The organism is Streptomyces sp. NPDC079167 (genome assembly GCF_040686735.1).
Classification (GTDB): domain Bacteria; phylum Actinomycetota; class Actinomycetes; order Streptomycetales; family Streptomycetaceae; genus Streptomyces.
Genome location: NZ_JBFBLO010000017.1, coordinates 36,326 through 55,284 on the forward strand (window position 1 = coordinate 36,326; position 18,959 = coordinate 55,284).

At 70.9% G+C, this 18,959-nt stretch carries 17 protein-coding genes; 1 reads left to right on the top strand and 16 read right to left on the bottom strand.

Annotated elements, in window-relative coordinates; all coding sequences use genetic code 11:
- Window positions 1–7: 7 nt before the first annotated feature.
- The 12 genes from AB0P41_RS29030 to AB0P41_RS29085 form a co-directional block, all read right to left on the bottom strand.
- A complete protein-coding gene (locus AB0P41_RS29030; protein ID WP_365935001.1) occupies window positions 8–793 on the bottom strand; it encodes an ABC transporter permease in 786 nt (261 codons plus the stop codon).
- Window positions 790–1,776: an ATP-binding cassette domain-containing protein gene (locus AB0P41_RS29035; RefSeq protein WP_365935060.1), complete on the bottom strand. Its 987-nt coding sequence runs from the start codon at window positions 1,774–1,776 to the stop codon at window positions 790–792. Before AB0P41_RS29035 ends, AB0P41_RS29030 begins: the two co-directional genes overlap by 4 nt.
- Window positions 1,777–1,864: 88 nt before the next feature.
- The gene (locus AB0P41_RS29040; protein WP_365935003.1) at window positions 1,865–2,707 is read right to left on the bottom strand and encodes a DUF4097 family beta strand repeat-containing protein; all 843 of its coding nucleotides are present in this window, start codon (window positions 2,705–2,707) and stop codon (window positions 1,865–1,867) included.
- Window positions 2,708–2,788: 81 nt separating this feature from the next.
- The gene (locus AB0P41_RS29045; protein WP_356714744.1) at window positions 2,789–3,307 is read right to left on the bottom strand and encodes a YlcI/YnfO family protein; all 519 of its coding nucleotides are present in this window, start codon (window positions 3,305–3,307) and stop codon (window positions 2,789–2,791) included.
- Window positions 3,308–4,062: 755 nt separating this feature from the next.
- Window positions 4,063–5,232, bottom strand: a complete 1,170-nt coding sequence (locus AB0P41_RS29050) for a hypothetical protein (protein WP_365935005.1) — start codon at window positions 5,230–5,232, stop codon at window positions 4,063–4,065.
- A 55-nt stretch (window positions 5,233–5,287) separates the two neighbouring features.
- The gene (locus tag AB0P41_RS29055) at window positions 5,288–6,322 is read right to left on the bottom strand and encodes a 2-hydroxyacid dehydrogenase (protein WP_365935007.1); all 1,035 of its coding nucleotides are present in this window, start codon (window positions 6,320–6,322) and stop codon (window positions 5,288–5,290) included.
- Window positions 6,319–6,942: a histidine phosphatase family protein gene (locus tag AB0P41_RS29060; protein WP_365935009.1), complete on the bottom strand. Its 624-nt coding sequence runs from the start codon at window positions 6,940–6,942 to the stop codon at window positions 6,319–6,321. Before AB0P41_RS29060 ends, AB0P41_RS29055 begins: the two co-directional genes overlap by 4 nt.
- Window positions 6,939–8,432, bottom strand: coding sequence for an FGGY family carbohydrate kinase (locus tag AB0P41_RS29065; protein ID WP_365935011.1), 1,494 nt, complete (start codon window positions 8,430–8,432; stop codon window positions 6,939–6,941). The genes AB0P41_RS29060 and AB0P41_RS29065 overlap by 4 nt, the downstream gene beginning before the upstream one ends.
- A complete protein-coding gene (locus AB0P41_RS29070) occupies window positions 8,429–9,940 on the bottom strand; it encodes an FGGY-family carbohydrate kinase (RefSeq protein ID WP_365935012.1) in 1,512 nt (503 codons plus the stop codon). The genes AB0P41_RS29065 and AB0P41_RS29070 overlap by 4 nt, the downstream gene beginning before the upstream one ends.
- 3 nt (window positions 9,941–9,943) lie before the next feature.
- Window positions 9,944–11,194: a sugar ABC transporter permease gene (locus AB0P41_RS29075; RefSeq protein ID WP_365935015.1), complete on the bottom strand. Its 1,251-nt coding sequence runs from the start codon at window positions 11,192–11,194 to the stop codon at window positions 9,944–9,946.
- Window positions 11,191–12,024, bottom strand: a complete 834-nt coding sequence (locus AB0P41_RS29080) for an ATP-binding cassette domain-containing protein (protein WP_365935062.1) — start codon at window positions 12,022–12,024, stop codon at window positions 11,191–11,193. The genes AB0P41_RS29075 and AB0P41_RS29080 overlap by 4 nt, the downstream gene beginning before the upstream one ends.
- 48 nt (window positions 12,025–12,072) lie before the next feature.
- Complete coding sequence (locus AB0P41_RS29085) at window positions 12,073–13,143, bottom strand: sugar ABC transporter substrate-binding protein (RefSeq protein ID WP_365935017.1); 1,071 nt, start codon at window positions 13,141–13,143, stop codon at window positions 12,073–12,075.
- A gap of 270 nt (window positions 13,144–13,413) precedes the next feature.
- On the opposite strand from AB0P41_RS29085, the gene AB0P41_RS29090 reads away from it, so the two are divergent.
- On the top strand, window positions 13,414–14,232 hold the full coding sequence (locus AB0P41_RS29090; RefSeq protein ID WP_365935064.1) for a DeoR/GlpR family DNA-binding transcription regulator: 819 nt from the start codon (window positions 13,414–13,416) through the stop codon (window positions 14,230–14,232).
- A 191-nt stretch (window positions 14,233–14,423) separates the two neighbouring features.
- Here AB0P41_RS29090 and AB0P41_RS29095 read toward each other — a convergent pair whose 3' ends face one another.
- From AB0P41_RS29095 to AB0P41_RS29110, 4 genes are all read right to left on the bottom strand, one after another.
- Window positions 14,424–14,942: a lytic polysaccharide monooxygenase auxiliary activity family 9 protein gene (locus AB0P41_RS29095; RefSeq protein WP_365935019.1), complete on the bottom strand. Its 519-nt coding sequence runs from the start codon at window positions 14,940–14,942 to the stop codon at window positions 14,424–14,426.
- Between the two features lie 327 nt (window positions 14,943–15,269).
- Window positions 15,270–15,971, bottom strand: coding sequence for a DUF6338 family protein (locus tag AB0P41_RS29100; RefSeq protein WP_365935020.1), 702 nt, complete (start codon window positions 15,969–15,971; stop codon window positions 15,270–15,272).
- A complete protein-coding gene (locus tag AB0P41_RS29105) occupies window positions 15,961–16,170 on the bottom strand; it encodes a hypothetical protein (protein WP_356714731.1) in 210 nt (69 codons plus the stop codon). Before AB0P41_RS29105 ends, AB0P41_RS29100 begins: the two co-directional genes overlap by 11 nt.
- 41 nt (window positions 16,171–16,211) lie before the next feature.
- Window positions 16,212–18,791 carry a CHAT domain-containing protein gene (locus AB0P41_RS29110; protein ID WP_365935022.1) on the bottom strand — a complete coding sequence of 860 codons (2,580 nt, stop codon included), beginning with the start codon at window positions 18,789–18,791 and terminating at the stop codon, window positions 16,212–16,214.
- Between the last annotated feature and the right edge of the window lie 168 nt (window positions 18,792–18,959).

Here is an 18,959-nt window from a genome sequence, read left to right on the forward strand (position 1 = left end):
GGGCCGGTTACGTCGCGTCGCGGTCGAACCGCGCCTTGGACCAGCGGTAGCCGAGGGCGGTGAGGCCCAGGCACCAGGCGACGGCGATCCAGCCGTTGTTGCCGATCCCGGTGCCGAGGAGGAGGCCGCGGAGGGTCTCGATGGCGGGGGTGAAGGGCTGGTACTCGGCGATGGGCCGGAACCAGCCCGGCATGGCGTCGACCGGGACGAAGGCGCTGGAGATGAGCGGCAGGAAGATGAGCGGCATGGCGTTGTTGCCGGCCGCCTCGGCGTTCGGGCTGACCAGCCCCATGCCGACCGCGATCCAGGTGAGCGCCAGCGCGAACAGCACGAGCAGCCCGAACGCCGCCAGCCACTCCATGGCCGTGGCATCCGTGGACCGGAATCCGATGGCCACTCCGACGGCGCCTACGAGGATCACGCTCATCACACACTGCAGCACGCTGCCGGCGACGTGCCCGATGAGCACCGACTGGCGGTGGATGGCCATCGTACGGAAGCGGGCGATGATGCCCTCGGTCATGTCGGTGGAGACGGACACGGCGGTGCCGATCGTGGTGGATCCGATCGTCATCAAGAGGATGCCGGGCAGGAGGTAGGCGATGTAGTCGGAGCGGTTTCCGCCGCCGATGCCCGCACTCATGGTGTCGCCGAAGATGTAGACGAAGAGCAGGAGGAGCATGACCGGGGTGAGCAGCAGGTTCAGGGTGAGCGAGGGGTAGCGCCGGGCGTGCAGCAGGTTGCGGCGCAGCATGGTGGACGAGTCGCGCATGGTGAGGGAGAGGGCGCTCATCGGACGTTCTCCTTGGACTGGCCGGGGACGTCGGTGTTACTGGTCAGAGCGAAGAACACGTCGTCGAGGTCGGGGGTGTGCACGGTGAGTTCGTCCGCCTCGATGCCTGCCGAGTCCAGCCGGTCGAGGACGGCGCGCAGTTCGCGCTGGCTGCCGGCGCTGGGGATCTGCAGTGCGAGTGCCTCGTCGTCCCGGGTGACCTCCCCGAGGCTGGAGGCGGCGGAACGGTACGCGGCGGGGTCGGTGAAGCGGAGCCGTACGTGTCCGCCGGGGACGATTCGCTTGAGTTCGTCGGCGGTGCCCTCGGCGGCGAGCTTGCCGTCGTGGAGTACGGCGATGCGGTCGGCGAGCTCGTCCGCCTCCTCCAGGTACTGGGTGGTGAGGAAGACGGTGACGCCGTCGGAGACGAGTTCGCGGATGATGCCCCACATGTTGTGGCGGCTGCGGGGGTCGAGACCGGTGGTCGGTTCGTCGAGGAAGATGATCCTGGGGCCGCCGACCAGGGTCATGGCGATGTCCAGGCGGCGCTTCATACCGCCGGAGTAGCTCTGCGCCGGCTTCTTCGCCGCCTCGACCAGGTCGAAGCGCTCCAGGAGTTCGGCGGTGATCCGCTTGCCCTCCCTGCGGGAGAGGTGGTGCAGGTCCGCCATGAGGAACATGTTCTCCTCGCCGGTGATCAGGCCGTCGACCGCCGAGAACTGCCCGGTGACACCGATCGCGGCCCGCACCGCCTGCGGGTCCGCGGCGAGGTCGTGGCCCGCGACCTGCGCCTGGCCGCCGTCGGCGGTGATGAGCGTGGAGAGGATCTTCACGGCGGTGGTCTTGCCGGCACCGTTCGGACCGAGCAGGGAGAAGACGGATCCGGCCGGGATGTGCAGATCGATGCCGTCGAGGACGGTCCTGTCCCCGTAGGACTTGCGCAGACCTACGGCGGAAATGGCGGCGGGCGACTGCGCACCGGCCTTCCGCTTGGACGTGGGCATGACAGATGAAGGCATGGAGCCCTCCCCTTCGAAGGGTGAAGTGGCTGGGGTGTGGTGGGCGAGCCGGCGGGGCGGGTGCCCAGGCCGTTCAGGCCTTGGCGCGGCGGATGTCGATGTTTCCGTGCCGGGTGCGGGCGCGGATCTTGACGGTGTCCTCGGTCTCCTCCGGTGCGTCGGACGCGGTGAGCGCGTTACGGACCTGGCCCGAGCCCGAGTTGACGTCGAGCCAGGCGGCCGTGCCCGCGCGGACACCGATGTCGATGGCGCCGTAGTGCGTCTCCAGCTGGGTCGTGCCGCGCGCTACTTCGCCCACGCGGAGGGTGCCGTGGGCGGTGGTGGCGGTGACCGAGTCCTCGGCGCGCCGGATCTCGATGTCACCGTTGGCGCCACTCACCCGGACTTCGCCGGTCACGGCGTCGACGGTCGTGGTGCCGTGCGAGTTCTTCAGGACCGCGGGTCCGTCGACGATGCCGACGCGCAGGCTGCCCGAGCTGGTGGTGATCTCGGCCAGGCCCTCGACCCGGTCCACGCTGATCGAGCCGTGGGAGGCCTTGAGCCACAGGGGGCCGGTCGTGTCGAGGCGCAGGTCTCCGGACGACGTCTTCACCCGGACCTCGCCGAGTCGGCCCTCGCCCAGTACCTGGGCCCAGGCGCCGGTCATGTCGATGCGCGAGCCCGTCGGCAGTTCGACGGTCACATCCACGGTGCCGGTGCGGCCGAGCAGATTGGTCTTGGGCGTCCTGACCGTCAGTGTGCCGCCGGCGTACGTGATCTCGGTCTGGTCCGCCGTCCGCACGTCCATGTCCTTCTTCGGGTCACGGGGCCGGATCGCGACCACCGTGTCGAGACGGTCGCCTGCGGTGAACTGGATGGAACCGGCCTCCACGTGTGCGGTGACCGAGATCGGTTCGGGCGTGTCGAAAGAAGGCATGGCTGTTCCGTCCTCTTGGGTCTTCAAGGCGTCCCCGCGGGTGGGACGTGGTGTGGGTGAAGCGGTGCGGTCAGGGGGTGCTCAGCGCACCCAGCCCGTGAAGCTCTGTCCGACGGTCCGGGTCTTCTCCGTCGTGCGCGGCTGGGCGCCGCCGTCGGCCGCAGCCGACACGGCGCGGACTACCCACGCGTTGACCGACAGGCCCTCGCGGGCGGCCGCCTCCTCTGCACGGGTCTTGAGGTGGGCCGGCAGGCGCAGGTTGACGCGGGCGGTGCCGCCCTCGTCGCTGTCGGCCCCGGCCGGGGCCCCGGAGGATTCCAAGGGTGCGGCCGGCCCCGCGGAAGCGCCGCCGTCGCCGGGCGGTGTCGTCACCACGAAGTCGGGGTCGAGCCCGCGCAGCCGTACGTCGACCGAGCCGGGGGCGAGTTCGCGAGTGATCTCGTCCATCGCGGCGGAGAGCACGTTGAGCATGGTCAGCCGGATCGCCGACTCCAGGGGAGCGGTGAGCCTCTCTGCCAGCTCGCGGGCTTCGTCGCCGCCGGCTTCGGCGGCCACCGCCAGGTCGCGGCGGATGGTGTCGACGTACGGGGTGAGGTCCATGACGCCATAATGGCACCATGATGGCGCCAAGCGCAAGAGTGTGGCGGCATCGCCGGGCCTGCTCGCCGTCGAAACTGTGCTGACCTGCGAAAATGCATTGGCGCCTGTGAGGGCCTCAGTGGCGCTGTACGTGCTCATGCATGGTGGGCGGCGTCGAGTGGCGCCATCTGGCGCCAGATGGCGCCAGATGGCGCCGGTCTGGTGTCAGGTCGAGCCGGGGACACACGACGCGTGGACGGGACCAGAAGGCCTCGTCAGTGACGCGTCAAGTGTCAGGCGGGCGGAGTCAAGGGTCCGCTGACGGATACCTCCGGCCCGCGGAGGGCGGACATGGCGTCATCGGTGTGCCCCCGGCCGCCAGCGGTCCGGGGGTGTGCCCGTCTCCATGAAGTGCCATGAACGACAGCCAAGGCGTCGAGGACCCCGGCCCCCTTCAACCCGCGCCCGCCTCTTCCGTACGCCCCTCTGTGGATGTCGCCCGGGTCGACTACGAGGCTCTCCAGGGCGTCCGACTGCAACGCGGTCGGCCGTCCCCCGGACGTCGCCGTTTGCGTGGTTCAGCGGGACGGGTGCTGATGGAGGCCGCCGCCCGGGACGACGATCTCCTGGTTGTCGGGGCAGGTTCGCGCCGGCACCGCGCACCGGTGCCCCCGAGCACCGGCAGGGAGAGAAGGCGTCATGACCGCGCCGTGCCTGAAGGCCGCGCGGGCCGGCTCAGCCGAGGGGCTCGACCTGCGGGAAGGCCGTGCGGGCCCTCAGCCGAGTGGCTCGAAGGGGCCCGGGGTTTCGCCCGTCCAGCGGTGCAGGCGGATCTCGCCCTCCTGCCCGACGACACCGTCCTGCTCCACGGCCCGGCCCTCCGCGACGTAGTAGCGGCCGTCGCCCAGTGCGTCGAACCCGTAGCTGCCGTGGAACTCCCAGCCGCGGATGCCGGTCGCCTCGTCGCGCAGGCCGGCCTCGCGGAGGGTGAGGAGCTTGCCGGTCTCCCGTGCGGGCTGGCCCTCGATCTCTCCGCGTACCGGCGCGGCGGAGCCGTCGACCGTGAAGAACGAGTAATTCGGGAAACCCCCCTTCCTGCCCTTGTAGACCGCCATGATCCAGTTCCTGGTGTACGGGTCGTACTGGAGGTTCTGCACGCCGTAGGTGGTGTTGCCGGTGCGGACGAAGAACTTGCCGTCGTGGCGGCGGGGGCCGCTGTGGTGCGGCGCGTCCTGGGAGAGCGGTCGCGCGTACCTGCCCCAGGTGCTGATGTCGTACTGCAGGATCACCTGGTGATCGTTGTCGGTCCGGCCGGTGTGGGAGTAGACGCCGTACGCGACCTTCAGCGTCTGTCTGCCGCCCCGCTTGCCGAACTCGGGGCCGAAGGACACTCCGTCGATGCCGCTGCACCCGTAGCGGTGGTCGGGGGTGTCGGCCGTGTCGCCGTCGAAGACGCCGTTGCCGTCCATGTCGGCGGTGAAGTCCTCGGCCACTTCGTCGAGATGGACCGCGGTCATGACGCCGTCCCGCTCCGCGTTCATCCCGACGCGGTCGATCTTCCGGGCGTCGAACACGGCGATGTAGAAGGATTCCGCCGACTTGTACTCGAGCGATCCGTAGACCCTGCCGTCGCGGTCGTCGACGTCGATGTCCCCGAGGTGGCCGGTGAGGCCCTCGACGGTCCCGAGGACCTTGCCGGCGAGGTCGGTCCTGACCAGCTGCTGGGTGAAAGACCAGTAGACGGAGCCCCGTCGGCGGTCCACGGTCACGCCCTGCAGATGGCTGGTCGGCCACGCGCCCCCGTAGACATAGGACGGCAGCCCGGGCGGCCGGCCGCCGCGGTCGCTCACGGCGGCGACGCCGGGGGAGGGGGCGGCGAGGAGGAGGGCCGGGACACTGATTCCGGCGACGAGCACGGTTCGGAACATCCGGAGCTTGCGGCGCACGCGGTTTCCTTTCCACGGGAACGTGAATCCTGCTCCAACTCCCTTCGTACGTCCGTCATGACCAGGTCCGCAGCACCTCCGGGTTCGCGCAGTGCGCGGGGGCGCGGCCGGCCAGGAAGCGGGCGACCTCGCCGGCCACGAGGGCGGAGGCGTTGTGGGCGGTCTGCCTGCTGGCGCCCGCCAGATGCGGGGTCATGACGACGTTGGGGGTACGCCGGAGCCGGGAGCCGGACGGCAGCGGCTCCTCCGGATAGACGTCGAAGGCCGCGCCGAAGAGGCGGCCCTCGTCCAGGGCGTCGCAAACGGCGTCGTAGTCGAGCAGGGAGCCACGGGCGCAGTTCACAAGTACGCCGCCGGGCGGCATGAGCCCGATCAGCTCACGGGAGAGCAGCCCCTCGGTCTTCGGGGTGGCCCGGGCGTGGACGGTGACGAAGGACGAGCGGCGCATCAGCTCGGGGAGGTCGACCCGCTCCGCCCGCCCCAGGCCGGCGTCGTCGGCGTACGGATCGGCGACCAGGACACGCGCGCCGAAACCCCGGACGATCCGGGCCACCCGGGAGCCGATGGCGCCGTATCCCACGATGCCGACCGTGCTGCCCTCCAGCTCGGGTCCGACACTGTCGTAGCGGTAGTAGTCACCCCGCCAGACGCCCGCCGTGAGGTCCTGATGAACGGCGGGCACGCGGCGGCTGGCGGCCAGCATCAGCGCGACCGTGTGCTCGGCGGTGGCGGTGGCGTTGCGGCCGGGGGCGAAGGTGACCGCGACACCGTGCCGGGTGGCCGCCGCGAGATTCGCGTTGACCGGGCCGCCCCGGCCGACGCAGAAGAGACGGAGCCCCGGGCTCGCTTCGAGAACCCGCTCCGTCAGCGGTGCCATCTGGGTTACGCAGATGTCCACCCCGTCCAGGGCTTCGATGAGCTGGTCCTCCGTGCCGGAGGCCTCGTGGACCTCGGCCACCGCCCCGAAGGGCTCCACGGGCCAGGGCAGGGTGAGTTCACGGAAGGTGACCTCGGGTGCGACCGGCCTGAGGTGGCCGGTGAAGAGGGAGTTGAGGACGAAGTGGTCGCCGGCCGCGAGGATCGTGGTCACTCGGGTACTCCTGGGGTCACGTGCTGGTTCAGCGCCAGCAGCGAGGGCGTGCCGTCTCGGAGGATCAGTTCGTTCAACGCGCAGTTGGCCAGGTACGGGAAGACGCGGCGGTAGTCCTGGAGCGGGATGCCGAGCAGTCGGCAGAGGACGAGCCGGATGGCGGTCGAGTGGGCCACGACGAGGACACGGCCCTCCTCGTGACCGGCGCGCAGACCGGCGAGAAAGCCGGCACAGCGTTCGCCGACGGCGCCGGGGTTCTCCCCCTCCGGGAAGTGGTTCCCCACCGGGTCGGCCTCGAACGCCTTCAGCGCGCCGGGCAGGCGCTCGCGCATCTCGGCACGGGTCAGCCCCTCGGCGACGCCGAAATCGAGCTCCCGCAGCCGTGGTTCGAGATTCAGCGGCAGACCTGCGCGGGCCGCGCTCCCCTCCGCGGTCTGCCGGCAGCGCCGCATCGGTGAGGACCACACCGCCGTGAGACCGGCCCGGCCTGCCCAGGAGGCGAGCCCGGCGGCCTGGGCGCGGCCGTGCTCGGAGAGGTCGATGTCGGAGACCCCTGCGTAGCGGTTCTCGGCATGCCAGACGCTCTCCCCGTGACGTACGAGGAAGACGTGGAGGCTCATGACGCGGTCCCTTCTCGTGCGTGGGCGGCGACGGTCTCGGACAGCCAGCCGCGCTGGACCAGCAGACCGAGCAGCCGGACGTAGCCCTCGTCGTGCGCGGACTCCGAGACCCGCGGCTCCAGTACCACGTCGGGCCGGACCATCGCGGCGGCGGCACGGTCCAGACCGCCAGGGTCCCCACAGGCGGAGGCGGCGAGAACAGCCATGCCGAGGGCGGGCTGGGCATGGCGGGGCAGTGACACGGGCCGGCGCAGCACATCGGCGCGGAGCTGGTTCCACACCGGGTTACGGGTCGCGCCGCCGGTGAGGACGACGGCCCCGTCGGTGGGGGCGCCGAGCAGGTGCACGTAGTCGAAGCAGAGGCGTTCGAGATAGGCGACGCCCTGCATCAGCGCGGCGAAGTCCTCGGCGCGGCCCGCCGGTTCCCGGCTGCGGAACGCCACTGCGTCCGGGGCGACGAAGGGGAACCGCTCCCCGGGTGAGACCAGCGGGTAGCGCAGCAGCCCGGTGGGCAGCAGCGGCGCCGCCTCGTCGGTCAGCAGGTCGAGACCGACGCCGGGGAACTCCCGGGCGACCAGGCCCGCGCCGGTGCTGGAAGCCCCGCCGGGCAGCCAGTGGCCGGAGGGCGAGCGGTGGGAGTAGACGACACCGGCCGGGTCGTGCAGCAGTTCCTCGGTGACACCCTTGAGCACGAGCGTGGTGCCCAGGACGGAGTTCCAGCTGCCGACCGCGGTCGCCCCGGAAGCCAGCTGGGCCGCACAGCCGTCCGTCATCCCGGCGACCACGGGAATTCCCGGGACGAGCCCGCACTCCGCCGCGGCACCGGCGCAGACCTCGCCGATCACGGTGCCGGGCAGCACCAGGCCGGGCAGCACACCGGTGGGGATCGCCAGCGCGGCGAAGACTTTCTCCGGCCAGCACACCGCCGCGGCGTCGGCCCCGGACTTGAGGGCGTTGCTGGTGTCGGTGGGCACCTCGTGCCCGACGAGCCTGCGGTTGATCACGTCGTTCTGGTGCGCGAGGCGCCAGCCGTCCGCCACCGCGTGCGGATAGCGGTCGAGCAGCCAGCGGAGCTTGGGAAGCCCCCAGGAACGCTGCATCCGCCGGTAGCCGGCCTTGGCCCACTGCCCCTCGCCGAGCGCGTTGACCTGCTCCGCCTCCACGGTCGCGCGGCCGTCGTCGTACATGAGGCCGGGGGTGACGCACCTGCCGTGCCGGTCGGTCAGCGTGACGGTTCCGGAGGTCGCGTCGACGGCCACCGCCCGGATGCGGCGCGGGTCGGCGCCCTCGGCGCAGGTCTGCCCCACGGCCGAGCAGACCGCACGCCACCACTGTTCCGGGTCCTGTTCATGGCGTTCGCCCCGCCGGTTGCTGGTCAGCGGCGAGGACCCCGACCCGAGCAGCCGGCCGTCCGAGGTCACGGCGACCGCGCGGACCCCCTGGGTGCCCAGGTCGACGCCCAGCCAGACGTCCTGGCCGGCGCCGCTCACGCGCCCGCTCCGCCGACGAGACCCGCGCTGTCGCGCCCGAGCGCCCAGATGGGCCGGTGCAGCTCCCGCAACCGGACGAACTCCTCGTAACGGGCACTCACGGACCGGCCCTTGGCCGGGTCCGGCTCGCAGGTCGCGGAGATCCGCACGTGCCGTGCCGCCGCCGTCGCGAAGTCCGGCTCACGGCCGGTGGCGACCATGCCGGTCAGCCAGGCTCCGCGGGCGCCGGTCTCCGCGTCGGCGGGGATCGCCACGGGCAGGCCGGTGACATCCGCGATCAGCCGCGTCCAGTACGCGCTCCGGGCACCGCCCCCGCTGAGGGTCAACACGTCCGGGGCGGCCGCGGAGGCGGCCAGACAGTCGCGGATGGCCATGGTGGCGCCCTCCACCACCGCCCGGGCCACGTCCTCCCGGCCGCTGTCCAGGGACAGGCCGGACAGGGAACCCCGCGCGCCCGGGTCGAAGAACGGGGCGCGTTCCCCGGCCGAGGACACGTAGGGCAGGAACCGCACTCCGGCCGTGTCCTCGGTGCCCCGCTCGGCCAGCGCCATCAGGTCCGCGACCGAGTCGAGCCCGAGCAGCCGTGCGCCCCAGTGCAGCATGTCGCCGCCGCTCATCGTGGGGAAGGCGCGCAGATAGTGCCCGGGGACGCCCAGGGCGACGGTGATGCCCACCGGCTCGTCGGTGAGCACACAGCCCGCCGAGTCGGCGACGAGCTCGGTGGACAGGGTGGTGCCGAGCACGGTGCAGGCCCGGCCGGTGCTCACGGCGCCGGACCCGATCGCGGTGGCGCAGATGTCGTAGGGAGCCAGCACCACCGGGATGCCCTCGGGCAGTCCCGTCCCCGCGGCGGCGGCGCCGCTGAGCGCGGTCACACGGTGGTCGTCGTCCCGCAGCCCGGGCAGCAGCTCACGGGCCCACTCGACGCCGTACAACTCGAACAGCCGGTCGGACCAGGTACGTCGCCCGATGTCCAGGAAGGGCGCCGACGCCTCGGACTCGTCCACCGCCGCTTCCCCGGTGAGCTTCAGGAAGAGCCAGCCGCCGCAGGTCAGCAGGTGGCGGGAGCGGCGCGTCCGGTCCGGGTCGTGCTCCCGCATCCAGGCCAGCACGGCGTTGGGCATGCCGGTGGACAGCCGGGAGCCGCAGATCCTGAAGGCCTGCTCCAGGGTGCCGTCGCGCTCCCAGCCGGTGACCAGGTCGGCTGCCCGGCCGTCGTTCCACAGCACGGCGGGCCCGGTGGGCCGGCCCCGGTCGTCCACGAGCCACGCCCCGTCGCCCTGACCGGTGACGGCGACCAGATCGGGCGGCTCCGGCAGCGCGGCCACGACTTCGCGGACGGCGGAGACGACCGCCTCCCAGACCTGGCCCATGTCCTGCTCCGCCAGACCGGGCCGGGGCCGCAGCACCCGCGTCGGCCGGTGGCCGGCCGTCAGTTCTGTTCCGTCCGAGCCGTATCCGACCACCTTGACCGTGGTGGTGCCCGCGTCGATGGCCAGCGACGTCATGCCTCAGCCCCTTCCGTGTGCCTGCCGCGAACGGCGGGCGGCGGAGTCCAGGGCGACGGCGACCAGCAGCACGCAGCCCGTGATGATGAAGCGGTACGAGGAATCGAGATTGAGCAGGGTCAGCCCGCTGGAGATCGACTGGATGACGAGCACCCCGAGCAGGGCGGCGAACGCGGAGCCACGGCCGCCGAAGAGGCTGGTCCCGCCGATCACCGCCGCGGCGATGGCGTTCAGGTTCACGTCCGCCGTGCCGGTGCTCTGGTTGGCCGCCGCGAGACGGGCGGCGGCCAGGACCCCGCCGGTCGCGGCGAGTGTGGAACACATGACGAACGCCGCGGTGTACACCCCGCGTACGTCGATACCGGCCCTGCGGGCTGCCTCCGCGTTGCCGCCCACCGCGTACAGGGACCGGCCGAACCCGGTCCGGGTGAGGACGTAGTGCAGGACCAGGACCAGGGTGGTGAAGAGCACGAACATCCACGGCACACCACGGGTGCGGTTCAGGTAGTACACCGCGAACAGCAGCGCCGCCGCCAGGGCCAGAGCCTGCACCGCCAGCCACCGCGGCGAGACGGACGACAGCCCGGCACGGCGGCGGCTGCGCGACCGGGCCAGGCCGACGGCGAGGAAACCGCCGGCGGCCAGGAGCATGAGGGCGTAGGCCAGGGCGTCGGGGACGAACCACACCTGGGCGAACTTCACCAGGGCGGAGTCGTACGGCAGATTGATGGCGTTCTGACCGCGCAGCAGCCAGAGCTGGGTGCCGAGAAAGGCGAGCAGGCCGCCGAGGGTGACGACGAAGCTGGGCACGCCGAAGCGGTTGAGCACCTGCCCGTAGACCCAGCCGATCAGCGCGCCGACGCCGGCCGCGATCAGGACCGCCAGCCACACCGACTGCTCGTGACGCACCATCACCACGCCCGTGGTGGCGGCGGCCACCCCGCTCACCGAGCCGACCGACAGATCGATCTGGCCGACCAGCAGGACGCACACGATGCCGAGCGCGATCACCCCCAGGGACACCATGTCGAAGGAGAGGTTCACCAGATTGGTGCTGGACAGGAAGGTCCGGTTCAGCGACTGGAAGATCGTCCAGATCACCACGACACCGGCGACGACCGGCAGCATGCCCAGATCGCCGGCCCGGGCCCGGCGGACCGTGCCCCGGACGCCGTCCCGGAAACCGTGCCGCGCCGCCGAAGGCTCGTCCTGCGGATCGGTGGCCGCCGCCACCGAAGAACCGAGAGAGGTCACGACCTTCCCTCCTCTTCCCGAGAGGCGACCGCGCGGCGCGCGGCACGCTGCGAAACGGCGTTGTCGGTGGCGCCGGTGATCGCGGCGACGACCTCCTCGGAGGACACCGACCGGGCGTCGAACACACCGTTGTTGCGCCCGAGCCGCAGCACGGCCACCCGGTCGGCGACCGCCCGCACGTCCTCCATGTTGTGGCTGATCATGACGACACCGAGCCCCTTGCCCCTCAGCCTCTCGATGAGGTTGAGCACCTCCGCGGTCTGCGCGACACCGAGGGCGGCCGTCGGTTCGTCGAGCAGGACGACCTCCGGGCGGCCGAGCAGAGCCCGGGCGATCGCCACCGTCTGCCGCTGACCGCCCGACAGAGCGGCCACCGGGACGTCGAGCGTGGGAATCCTGGCCCTCAGCTCACGCAGCAGTTCCCAGGACCGCTTCTCCATGGCGACGTCGTCCAGCAGCCAGGGCCGTAGCTCCTGGCCGAGGAAGAGGTTCGCCTTCACATCGAGGTTCTCGCACAGCGCCAGGTCCTGGTGGACCGTCGCGATGCCCAGCGCGTGAGCGGCGCCCGGGGAGTCGAACGAGACCTCCCTCCCGTGGAAGGAGACCGTCCCCGCGTCGGGCGCGTACACACCCGAGAGGATCTTCACGAGCGTCGACTTGCCGGCGCCGTTGTCCCCGACCACGGCGACCACCTCACCCGCCGCTACGTCGAGATCGATGCCGCTGAGCGCGGCGACCGCGCCGAACTGCTTGCTCACCCCCCTCAGCGACAGCACGACTGTCCCGTCGCCTCCCTGGACCGCCCCAGGCGGACCGGAGGCCGCAGGGATCGCGGAGCTCGTCATGGACACCCTCTCTCGCTCCGGCACAGGACCCCGCTACCCGATGCCCAGACGCCGGCAGTCGTCGGCGTACGCGCGGGTGCAGACATCCGCGGGCTCCAGCACCCCGCCGGGACCGAAGACGACGTCCTTGACGTTCTCCCGCGTCACCACCGTCGGTCCGAAGAGTTGCGAAGGCGTGTCGAAGAGCGTCGAGTCGCCCTGGGGCGTCTCACCCTCCATCAGCTGATGGGCGGCCTCCGCCGCCGCCTCCGCGACCGTCCTGATGGGCTTGTAGATGGTGTTGTACTGGTCACCCGAGATGACGCGCTGGACCGCCGCCAGCTCGGCGTCGTTGCCCGTTACCGGAGGGACCTTCACCTCGGCGCCCTTGAAGGCCGCGATCACCCCGCCCCCTGTCCCGTCGTTCGCGGCGACCACACCCGCGATCCGGCCGGGGTACTGGGCGATCTGCCCGCTCGCCCACTGCTGCGCCTTCTCAGGTGACCAGTCCGGCGTGTCGTACTCGGCGAGCAGTTCGAATCCGCTGTCGTCGATCGCCTTGTGGATGCCCTTCTTGATCAGCCCGGCGGCGGCGTCGGTCGGAGAACCGTTGACCTGGAGCAGTCCGCCCTTCGCCCCCGACTTCTCAAGACGGTCGACCAGCGAGCGGCCGATGGATTCACCGATCGCCTCGTTGTCGAACGAGACATAGAAATCCGCGGCCTTCTTGGTCACCGGGCGGTCGTAGGCGATCACCTTGACGCCCTGGGAATGCGCCGTCTGCACGATCGTGGAAGCGGAATCGGAGTCGACCGGGTCCAGCACGATGACCTCGGCGCCCTGCGCCATCGCCGAGTTGGCCTGCTGCTGCTGCAACGAGGCGTCACTGTCGGCGTTCTGATAGATGACCTCGCATTCCTTGCAGAGTGCCCCCATGCGCTTCTCGAAGAGGGGGGCGTCGTACTGCTCGTACCGGGTGGAGGCCAGGTCAGGCATCAGGAACGCGACCTTGCCCGGGCCGCTGCCACCGCCGGAGCCGGCCGTGCCGCCGGGCTCCTCCGCACACGATACGAGCGCCCCCATGGCGAGGATGCCGGTGAGAGCGAGACGTGCCGGTCTTCTCATGTTCCACTCCCTGCTCATCGACACTGAAGGCAACGATCAGGAAACTCAGATGTTTCATTTGTGTCAACGGACCGCAGTAATTGAACAATTGCTGCGCTGTTTCCCGGGCATTCGATGTTCGCTCGGCATCCGGGATCCGGCATGCGGGACGCGGACCCCGTCCGACAGCCCTCGTTCGGTAACGGGGGCAAGAGCGGCCGCAGGAGATGTGCACTGCACAGAAAACGAACAGGAGCACCTGTGGGAGCAGAGGACCGGCAACCGGCCGACATGAGCGGAAGGAAACCCCGCGAGCGGAGGGAGCGGATCAAGGCCCGCGTCGTGGACATGGGTTACGTCCGGATCGAGCAGCTGGCGGACGAGCTGGGCGTGACCGCCATGACCATCCGCCGGGACCTCGACCACCTACAGGACCGGGGCTGGCTGAGAAAGGTCCGCGGGGGCGCGACCGCGCAGCCCTCGACCGCCTTCCACGGCGACGTGCGCCACCGTGCCCGCACCATGACGGCGGCCAAGGAAGCCATCGCCCGCGCCGCCCTGCCTCTGGTCAGGCCCGGCCAGGCGGTCGTCATCGACGACAGCACGACGGCTCTGGCACTCACCCGTCTCCTGGACCGGCACGCCCCCTTGACCGTCATCACCAACTTCGGCCCCGTCACCCAGACGCTGGCCGGCAGCCCGGGCATCGAGCTCATCTCCCTCGGCGGCACCTACTACCCGGCTTACGACGCCTTCCTCGGGCTGCGCACGGTGGACGCCGTGACCAGTCTCAGCGCCGATCTGCTCTTCGCCTCCACTACCGCCATCACCCGTGGCCACTGCTACCACCAGTCGCAGGAGACGGTGGCGGTGAAGCGAGCCCTGATGGACGCGTGCGCGCGCAAGGTCCTGCTGGTCGACCACACGAAGTTCCGGCGGCGCGGGCTCTACCAACTCGCCCCCGTGACCGCCTTCGACCTCGTCATCGTCGACTCGGGCATCCCGGCCTTCGACCTCGACGCCCTCCAGGCGGACGGCGTCGAGGTGCTCGTGGCCCGCCCGGAACAACCGCGGGCGCAGGTGACGCCCGGCACGGGGCCGAGCCGGTAGCGGCACCAGAGGCAAGGCTGCTTCTCGCGCGCACGGGTGCCTGCCCGCGCTCCTGCGCACGGGGACCACCCGGTTCACGCTGCTTCACCGCACCTTCACCACATGCCGGGGTGGAAGCCCCTCCCACGGGCGGGGAGGCCGGCAGGCCCGGATGGGGCCGCCGGCCTCCCCGCCTCGCTCCACTCGACAGGTCAGGCGCCGACGTTGACGTCGATGCAGGCGTAGAACGCGTTGTCGGTGTCTGCCACGTTCCACACGGCGAGCACCTTCTGCTGCCCGGTGAGGCCGCCGAAGTCGACCGCGTGGTTCACCACGGCACCGGGCTTGGCACCGCCGTCGTCGAACACGGCGATCTGCTGACCGCCGACGTAGTACTCCCAGGTGCTGGTGGAGTGCTGAGCGGTGAGCTTCCAGGAGAACGTCGCGTTCTTCGGGACCGAGGTGACGGCCCAGCCCTTGCTGTCGTCGTCCAGCTCCGCGAAGCGGCTGTTCCCTCCGCTGCAGCTGGTCAGGCCCTTCGGCCCTTCGACGCTCTGCGGTTCGTAGGTGATGTCACCGCAGGACACCGTCCCCGCGGCGCACTGCGCCTGCCGGCTCGGCGGATCCGAGATGTAGCCGTGGGCGCTCGCCGAACCGGCGGGCAGACTGATCGCGATGACGGGAGCCAGGGCCGCACCGATCAGTGCGGCTGTCTTCCTGCTGGCGTGCATACGTAACTCCTTCACATCAGGCCGCGCCGGGGCGTGTGCGGTCATGTGTGGGGATGACCGCACGGGGCCGGCACGGCCTCTGGGTGGGGGCCAAGAGGCGCGAAGGTCATGCGCACTCACCGTCCTCGCCGGCGTGCGGAGACACCGGCAAGGCTCAACTCCGTAAGTGGAGCGGCGAGTTCTGTTGGACTAGACCATACAAGCGGACGTGTGCGTGTCAAGCGTCCGTCACGGCATCGATGCGGGGCTCTACGTGCCGCGCCCCGGCACGGATGGCCAACTGATCGACGCTTCAGGCAGGTACGCGACGTTGGCATCCATGTGCCCCTAAGGAGCAGCCGACTCTGTCCGGGAGGGGGGCACCGGTGTCGCGCTCGGTGCCGGAACATGCGGGTAACTGATGTGCACCACACGCACGAGCGCCCCCGGTACGAAGACACACACGGTCGGTGACTCGGTCCGAGGTACGTCGCCCGGGCCCGTCCACGCGATCGGCCGCTGGAGCACGATGTCCCGGCGGGCCGGGTCCGGGTCGGTCGACACGTAGCGCACGTAGCCTTCCACCAGTCTGCCGTCGGACAGTTCGACGGCTACGAACGGCTTACGTCGCCTGTCCGGTCCCGCGCGGTCGGTGAGGGCGTGTACAGCCACCGTCCCTTCCCGGACCGCGGTGCCCGTGCGTCTCGGCGACTTCCGGCCCGCGTACACGCCGGCGAGCGTGCTCAGCGCCATGCTCAGTGCCATGGCCAGCACGACCGCACCGACCCACGACCAGGGGTGGTCCCCGAAGTGGGCCGGCGCCTTCGTCACCTCATGGAGCGTCACGAGGAAAGGCGCCAGTTCACCGAGGAGCAAGGTCAGCAGCAGCCCGGCGGCGGTCGCCAACGCCCCCACGCTGAACAGCTCGACGACCTCGGCGGTCGAGGACCTGGTGTCCTTGGGGCGATAGCGATTCACGGCCCGGTGGAAGGCGTAACCCGGAGTCATCGCGGCCAGCAGCAGCACCGCGGCGATGACGCTACTGGGCACGTGGCTCCCCCGGCGGCTCGGCGGCGGGCGCCGGGGCGGGAGGGGCGCCGGTCACGGCGGGAGGCAGCGGCTCGGGCATGTCGCTGAGATCCTCGACGACGAACTGGCGGTCCTCGAAACCGAACTCGTCCTCCCAGTCCGCTCCCTCGCCCCCGTTGTTCTCAGGGCCCGGTGATGGCTCACTGTTCCGGGTCGTCATGAGCACGCGTCCTTTCTCTGCAGGCTTCCGGCATGGGTGGGTCAGGTGTGGGGCGGGTCGTCGAACGACGCCGTGATACTGACAAGTCCCGCCCACAGCAGCGGCGGGACCGGGCCGACCTCTGCCCGGAACCGGCGCTGGGCGGTGCGCAGTGCCGTGGCCGGCGCCACGCCCTCGGCCAGAAGCTGGTAGAGAGCAGCCAGGATGCGGGCCGTCGGATGGCTGTACAGGGGGTTGTTCCCCTTCCCGTCCGGCAGCGGAAATATCCCCCCGATGACCGTCTCGGCGCCTCGGCACAACGCGACCGTCGGGATTCCGAGCGGGTCGGTGCCGCGGCGTTCGTCGAGTTCGGCGGAGAGGCAGGCGTTGATGAGCAGCGTGCGGGGGAACCGCAGGGTGAGCATGCGGGCGGCGGACAGCGTCGTGTGCCGGTCCAGGCGCAGGGCGTGAGCGAGTCCCGGTCTGTCGTTGCCGTGCACGGAGGCGGCACCGACCACGAACTCCATGCCGTCGGGGTCCAGCAGCGACAGCAACTGCCCGGGGGTACGGGCGTGCACGACACCGGCGCCGTACGCGGCGTCCAGGGCGGTCCGTTCAAGGTCCAGCCCTTCGGCGTTCACACCGGAGAGAAACGTGAATGCCCGCCCGGGCGCCCCGCGATCCATGCCCGAGGCAGGCCGGGGAGTCTGCTGCCGGCCGTCCATGAGGGAGAGGCTCGGCGACATGGCGAGGACCGCTCGGTCCACTACGTACCCGTCCGGGTCATCCGGCGCGACGCTCAGAGCGGTCCACGGCACCCGCCACAGGCTCGAGTCCGGGACGACCAGCAGCTTGGGCACTGTGCCGCTGGGGTCGGCGTCGTCCAGGAGCTCCAGGAGACCGGGCGGCAGCAGAAGACGGGCCAAGGTCGCCCAGGGTGAAGCGTCTCGGGAGGCCAGGCGGCGATGGCGTGGCGTCCTCCGCCAGGCCGGTGCTTCGGCGCGCACACCCTCTGTCTCCCCGGTGGTGTCCGGCTCGGGTGGAGTCACCGGCTTCGGCCCGTCCCGCAGGGACTCGATGCCGACCACGTCGCCGAGCAGCGCCGCCGCGGCGCCTTGGACCGGGTGCAGGAAGGGGTGTCTTGTGCCGTCGGGGGTCGTCCACAGCCCCACCACACAGGTTTCCTGGCCGTTGGAGACGAGCCGCGCTTGCAGCACATGGCTGTTCCAGAGCCTCGCGTACGCGCGCGGATCGGCGACCGGAGCGTCGTCGTCTGCTTCGATGGCCCATCGGAACCTCAGTGACACCAGCGTCTCCAGGCGCTCGTACGCGCGCGACACCTGGCCGCTCGTCACTCCGGGGCGGGGAGAGGCCGTCTGGACCTCGGCGATCAGCGCCCCCTCCGGACCGCTGGCCGTGAACTCGGCTCCGGCCAGCGTCGTCAGCAGGCCGACGATCTCGCTCATACCGTCCTGCTCGATGTCGTCAGGTGTACGCACGACGAGTTCACCGCGCAACATGCGCCGCAGGGCGGTCCGGCTGCCGAGGTCGAGCAGTGACGCGAAGGCGTCCAGGGCTTGGTGGTCGCCGCTCCGGTACAGGGCGTGAGCGGTGGTGTACGCGGTGAACTCGTGCTCGCTGTACAGGTCGACGTAATACGCCTGGGCATCGCGCCAACCCCAACTGGTGCGCAGTTCGGCGACGCCCCGCATCATCTCCAGGTATGCGGCGAGTGCGCCCGTCTCGTCGCCCTGCCCGTGGGAGACGAGGGCGGTGGCGATCAGGTGGCGTACGCGGTGAGGCAGAGCATTGCCGTCGCGCGAGAGCGCACGATCGGCCTCCGCGGTCCACGTGGCCGCGTCCTCGACGCGGTTCTCAGCGAGCGCTACGAGGGCGAGCGTGTCGCACGCACCGGCGTGTTGCGGGTGGCAGTGCCACTTGGCGGCCAGCGTGCGGGCAGTCATGGCGTGTTCGGCGGCCTGCGGAACGTCGTCCTGATCGAAGGCGAGGTTGGCGAGGTAGAGCTCCGCACGGACCCGACTGATCCGGAACATGTGGCCCCCGCCGACGGCCACGGCCTGCTTGACCGTGGCGTACGCCTCGTCGTTCCGGCCCAGGAGCAACTGGATCTTGCCAAGCTTCTCCAGAGCCTCGGAATGGGCGGAGCGGTTACGGCCCTGCTCGTGGTGGCGCACCGCGGCGACCGCCTCCGACTCGGCGGTCGCCAGGTCGCCCTGCCCCACCGCGAAGTCGCTGCGCTTCATGGCGACATGCGCCGCCAGCAGTGGCAACCGCCGGGTGGCCGGATCCGCGGCCACGGAATCGACCAACTCGACGGCCGCAGCGAGCTCTCCCGCCAGACTCAGCTGGTCCGCCCTCTGCAGTTGCTTCATCAGCGGCTCCGCAACGGTGGCCTCACGCAGGAGCCGGCCCATGCCGGCCATGCTTGTGTCCCGTAGGTGCCGCACGGTGAGTACGACGACACCCAGGACGAGCATCCCCAGGGGCCAATACCAGGAGCCGCCCCTGAGTGCCCGCGATATGAGGTACGAGAAGGCCGCCACCGCGACAAGGAACTTCCACGAGACCCGACGTCGTGTGCCGTCGCTCTTCGGCTCATGGTCCTGCCCGGCTTCGCCCATGTTCCCCCCACTGCTCAGCCTTGGGCGCTCAGCATAGGGACACGGGCCTGTGGCGACCGTCGAAACGGGGAATCCGACGAAACCGGCCCCCGCCGTCCACCGACCGGCCGTGATCGCGCCGGCCTTCGCTGCCGGCACACGAGCGGGGTACACATCCAGCGGGCTGTC

Excerpts from the sequence above, each read along its gene's own strand:
- AB0P41_RS29030 (WP_365935001.1), bottom strand. The coding sequence starts at position 793 with ATGAGCGCCCTCTCCCTCACCATGCGCGACTCGTCCACCATGCTGCGC.
- AB0P41_RS29035 (WP_365935060.1), bottom strand. The coding sequence starts at position 1,776 with ATGCCCACGTCCAAGCGGAAGGCCGGTGCGCAGTCGCCCGCCGCCATT.
- AB0P41_RS29040 (WP_365935003.1), bottom strand. The coding sequence starts at position 2,707 with ATGCCTTCTTTCGACACGCCCGAACCGATCTCGGTCACCGCACACGTG.
- AB0P41_RS29045 (WP_356714744.1), bottom strand. The coding sequence starts at position 3,307 with ATGGACCTCACCCCGTACGTCGACACCATCCGCCGCGACCTGGCGGTG.
- AB0P41_RS29060 (WP_365935009.1), bottom strand. The coding sequence starts at position 6,942 with ATGAGCCTCCACGTCTTCCTCGTACGTCACGGGGAGAGCGTCTGGCAT.
- AB0P41_RS29070 (WP_365935012.1), bottom strand. The coding sequence starts at position 9,940 with ATGACGTCGCTGGCCATCGACGCGGGCACCACCACGGTCAAGGTGGTC.
- AB0P41_RS29085 (WP_365935017.1), bottom strand. The coding sequence starts at position 13,143 with ATGAGAAGACCGGCACGTCTCGCTCTCACCGGCATCCTCGCCATGGGG.
- AB0P41_RS29090 (WP_365935064.1), top strand. The coding sequence starts at position 13,414 with ATGAGCGGAAGGAAACCCCGCGAGCGGAGGGAGCGGATCAAGGCCCGC.
- AB0P41_RS29095 (WP_365935019.1), bottom strand. The coding sequence starts at position 14,942 with ATGCACGCCAGCAGGAAGACAGCCGCACTGATCGGTGCGGCCCTGGCT.
- AB0P41_RS29105 (WP_356714731.1), bottom strand. The coding sequence starts at position 16,170 with ATGACGACCCGGAACAGTGAGCCATCACCGGGCCCTGAGAACAACGGG.
- AB0P41_RS29110 (WP_365935022.1), bottom strand. The coding sequence starts at position 18,791 with ATGGGCGAAGCCGGGCAGGACCATGAGCCGAAGAGCGACGGCACACGA.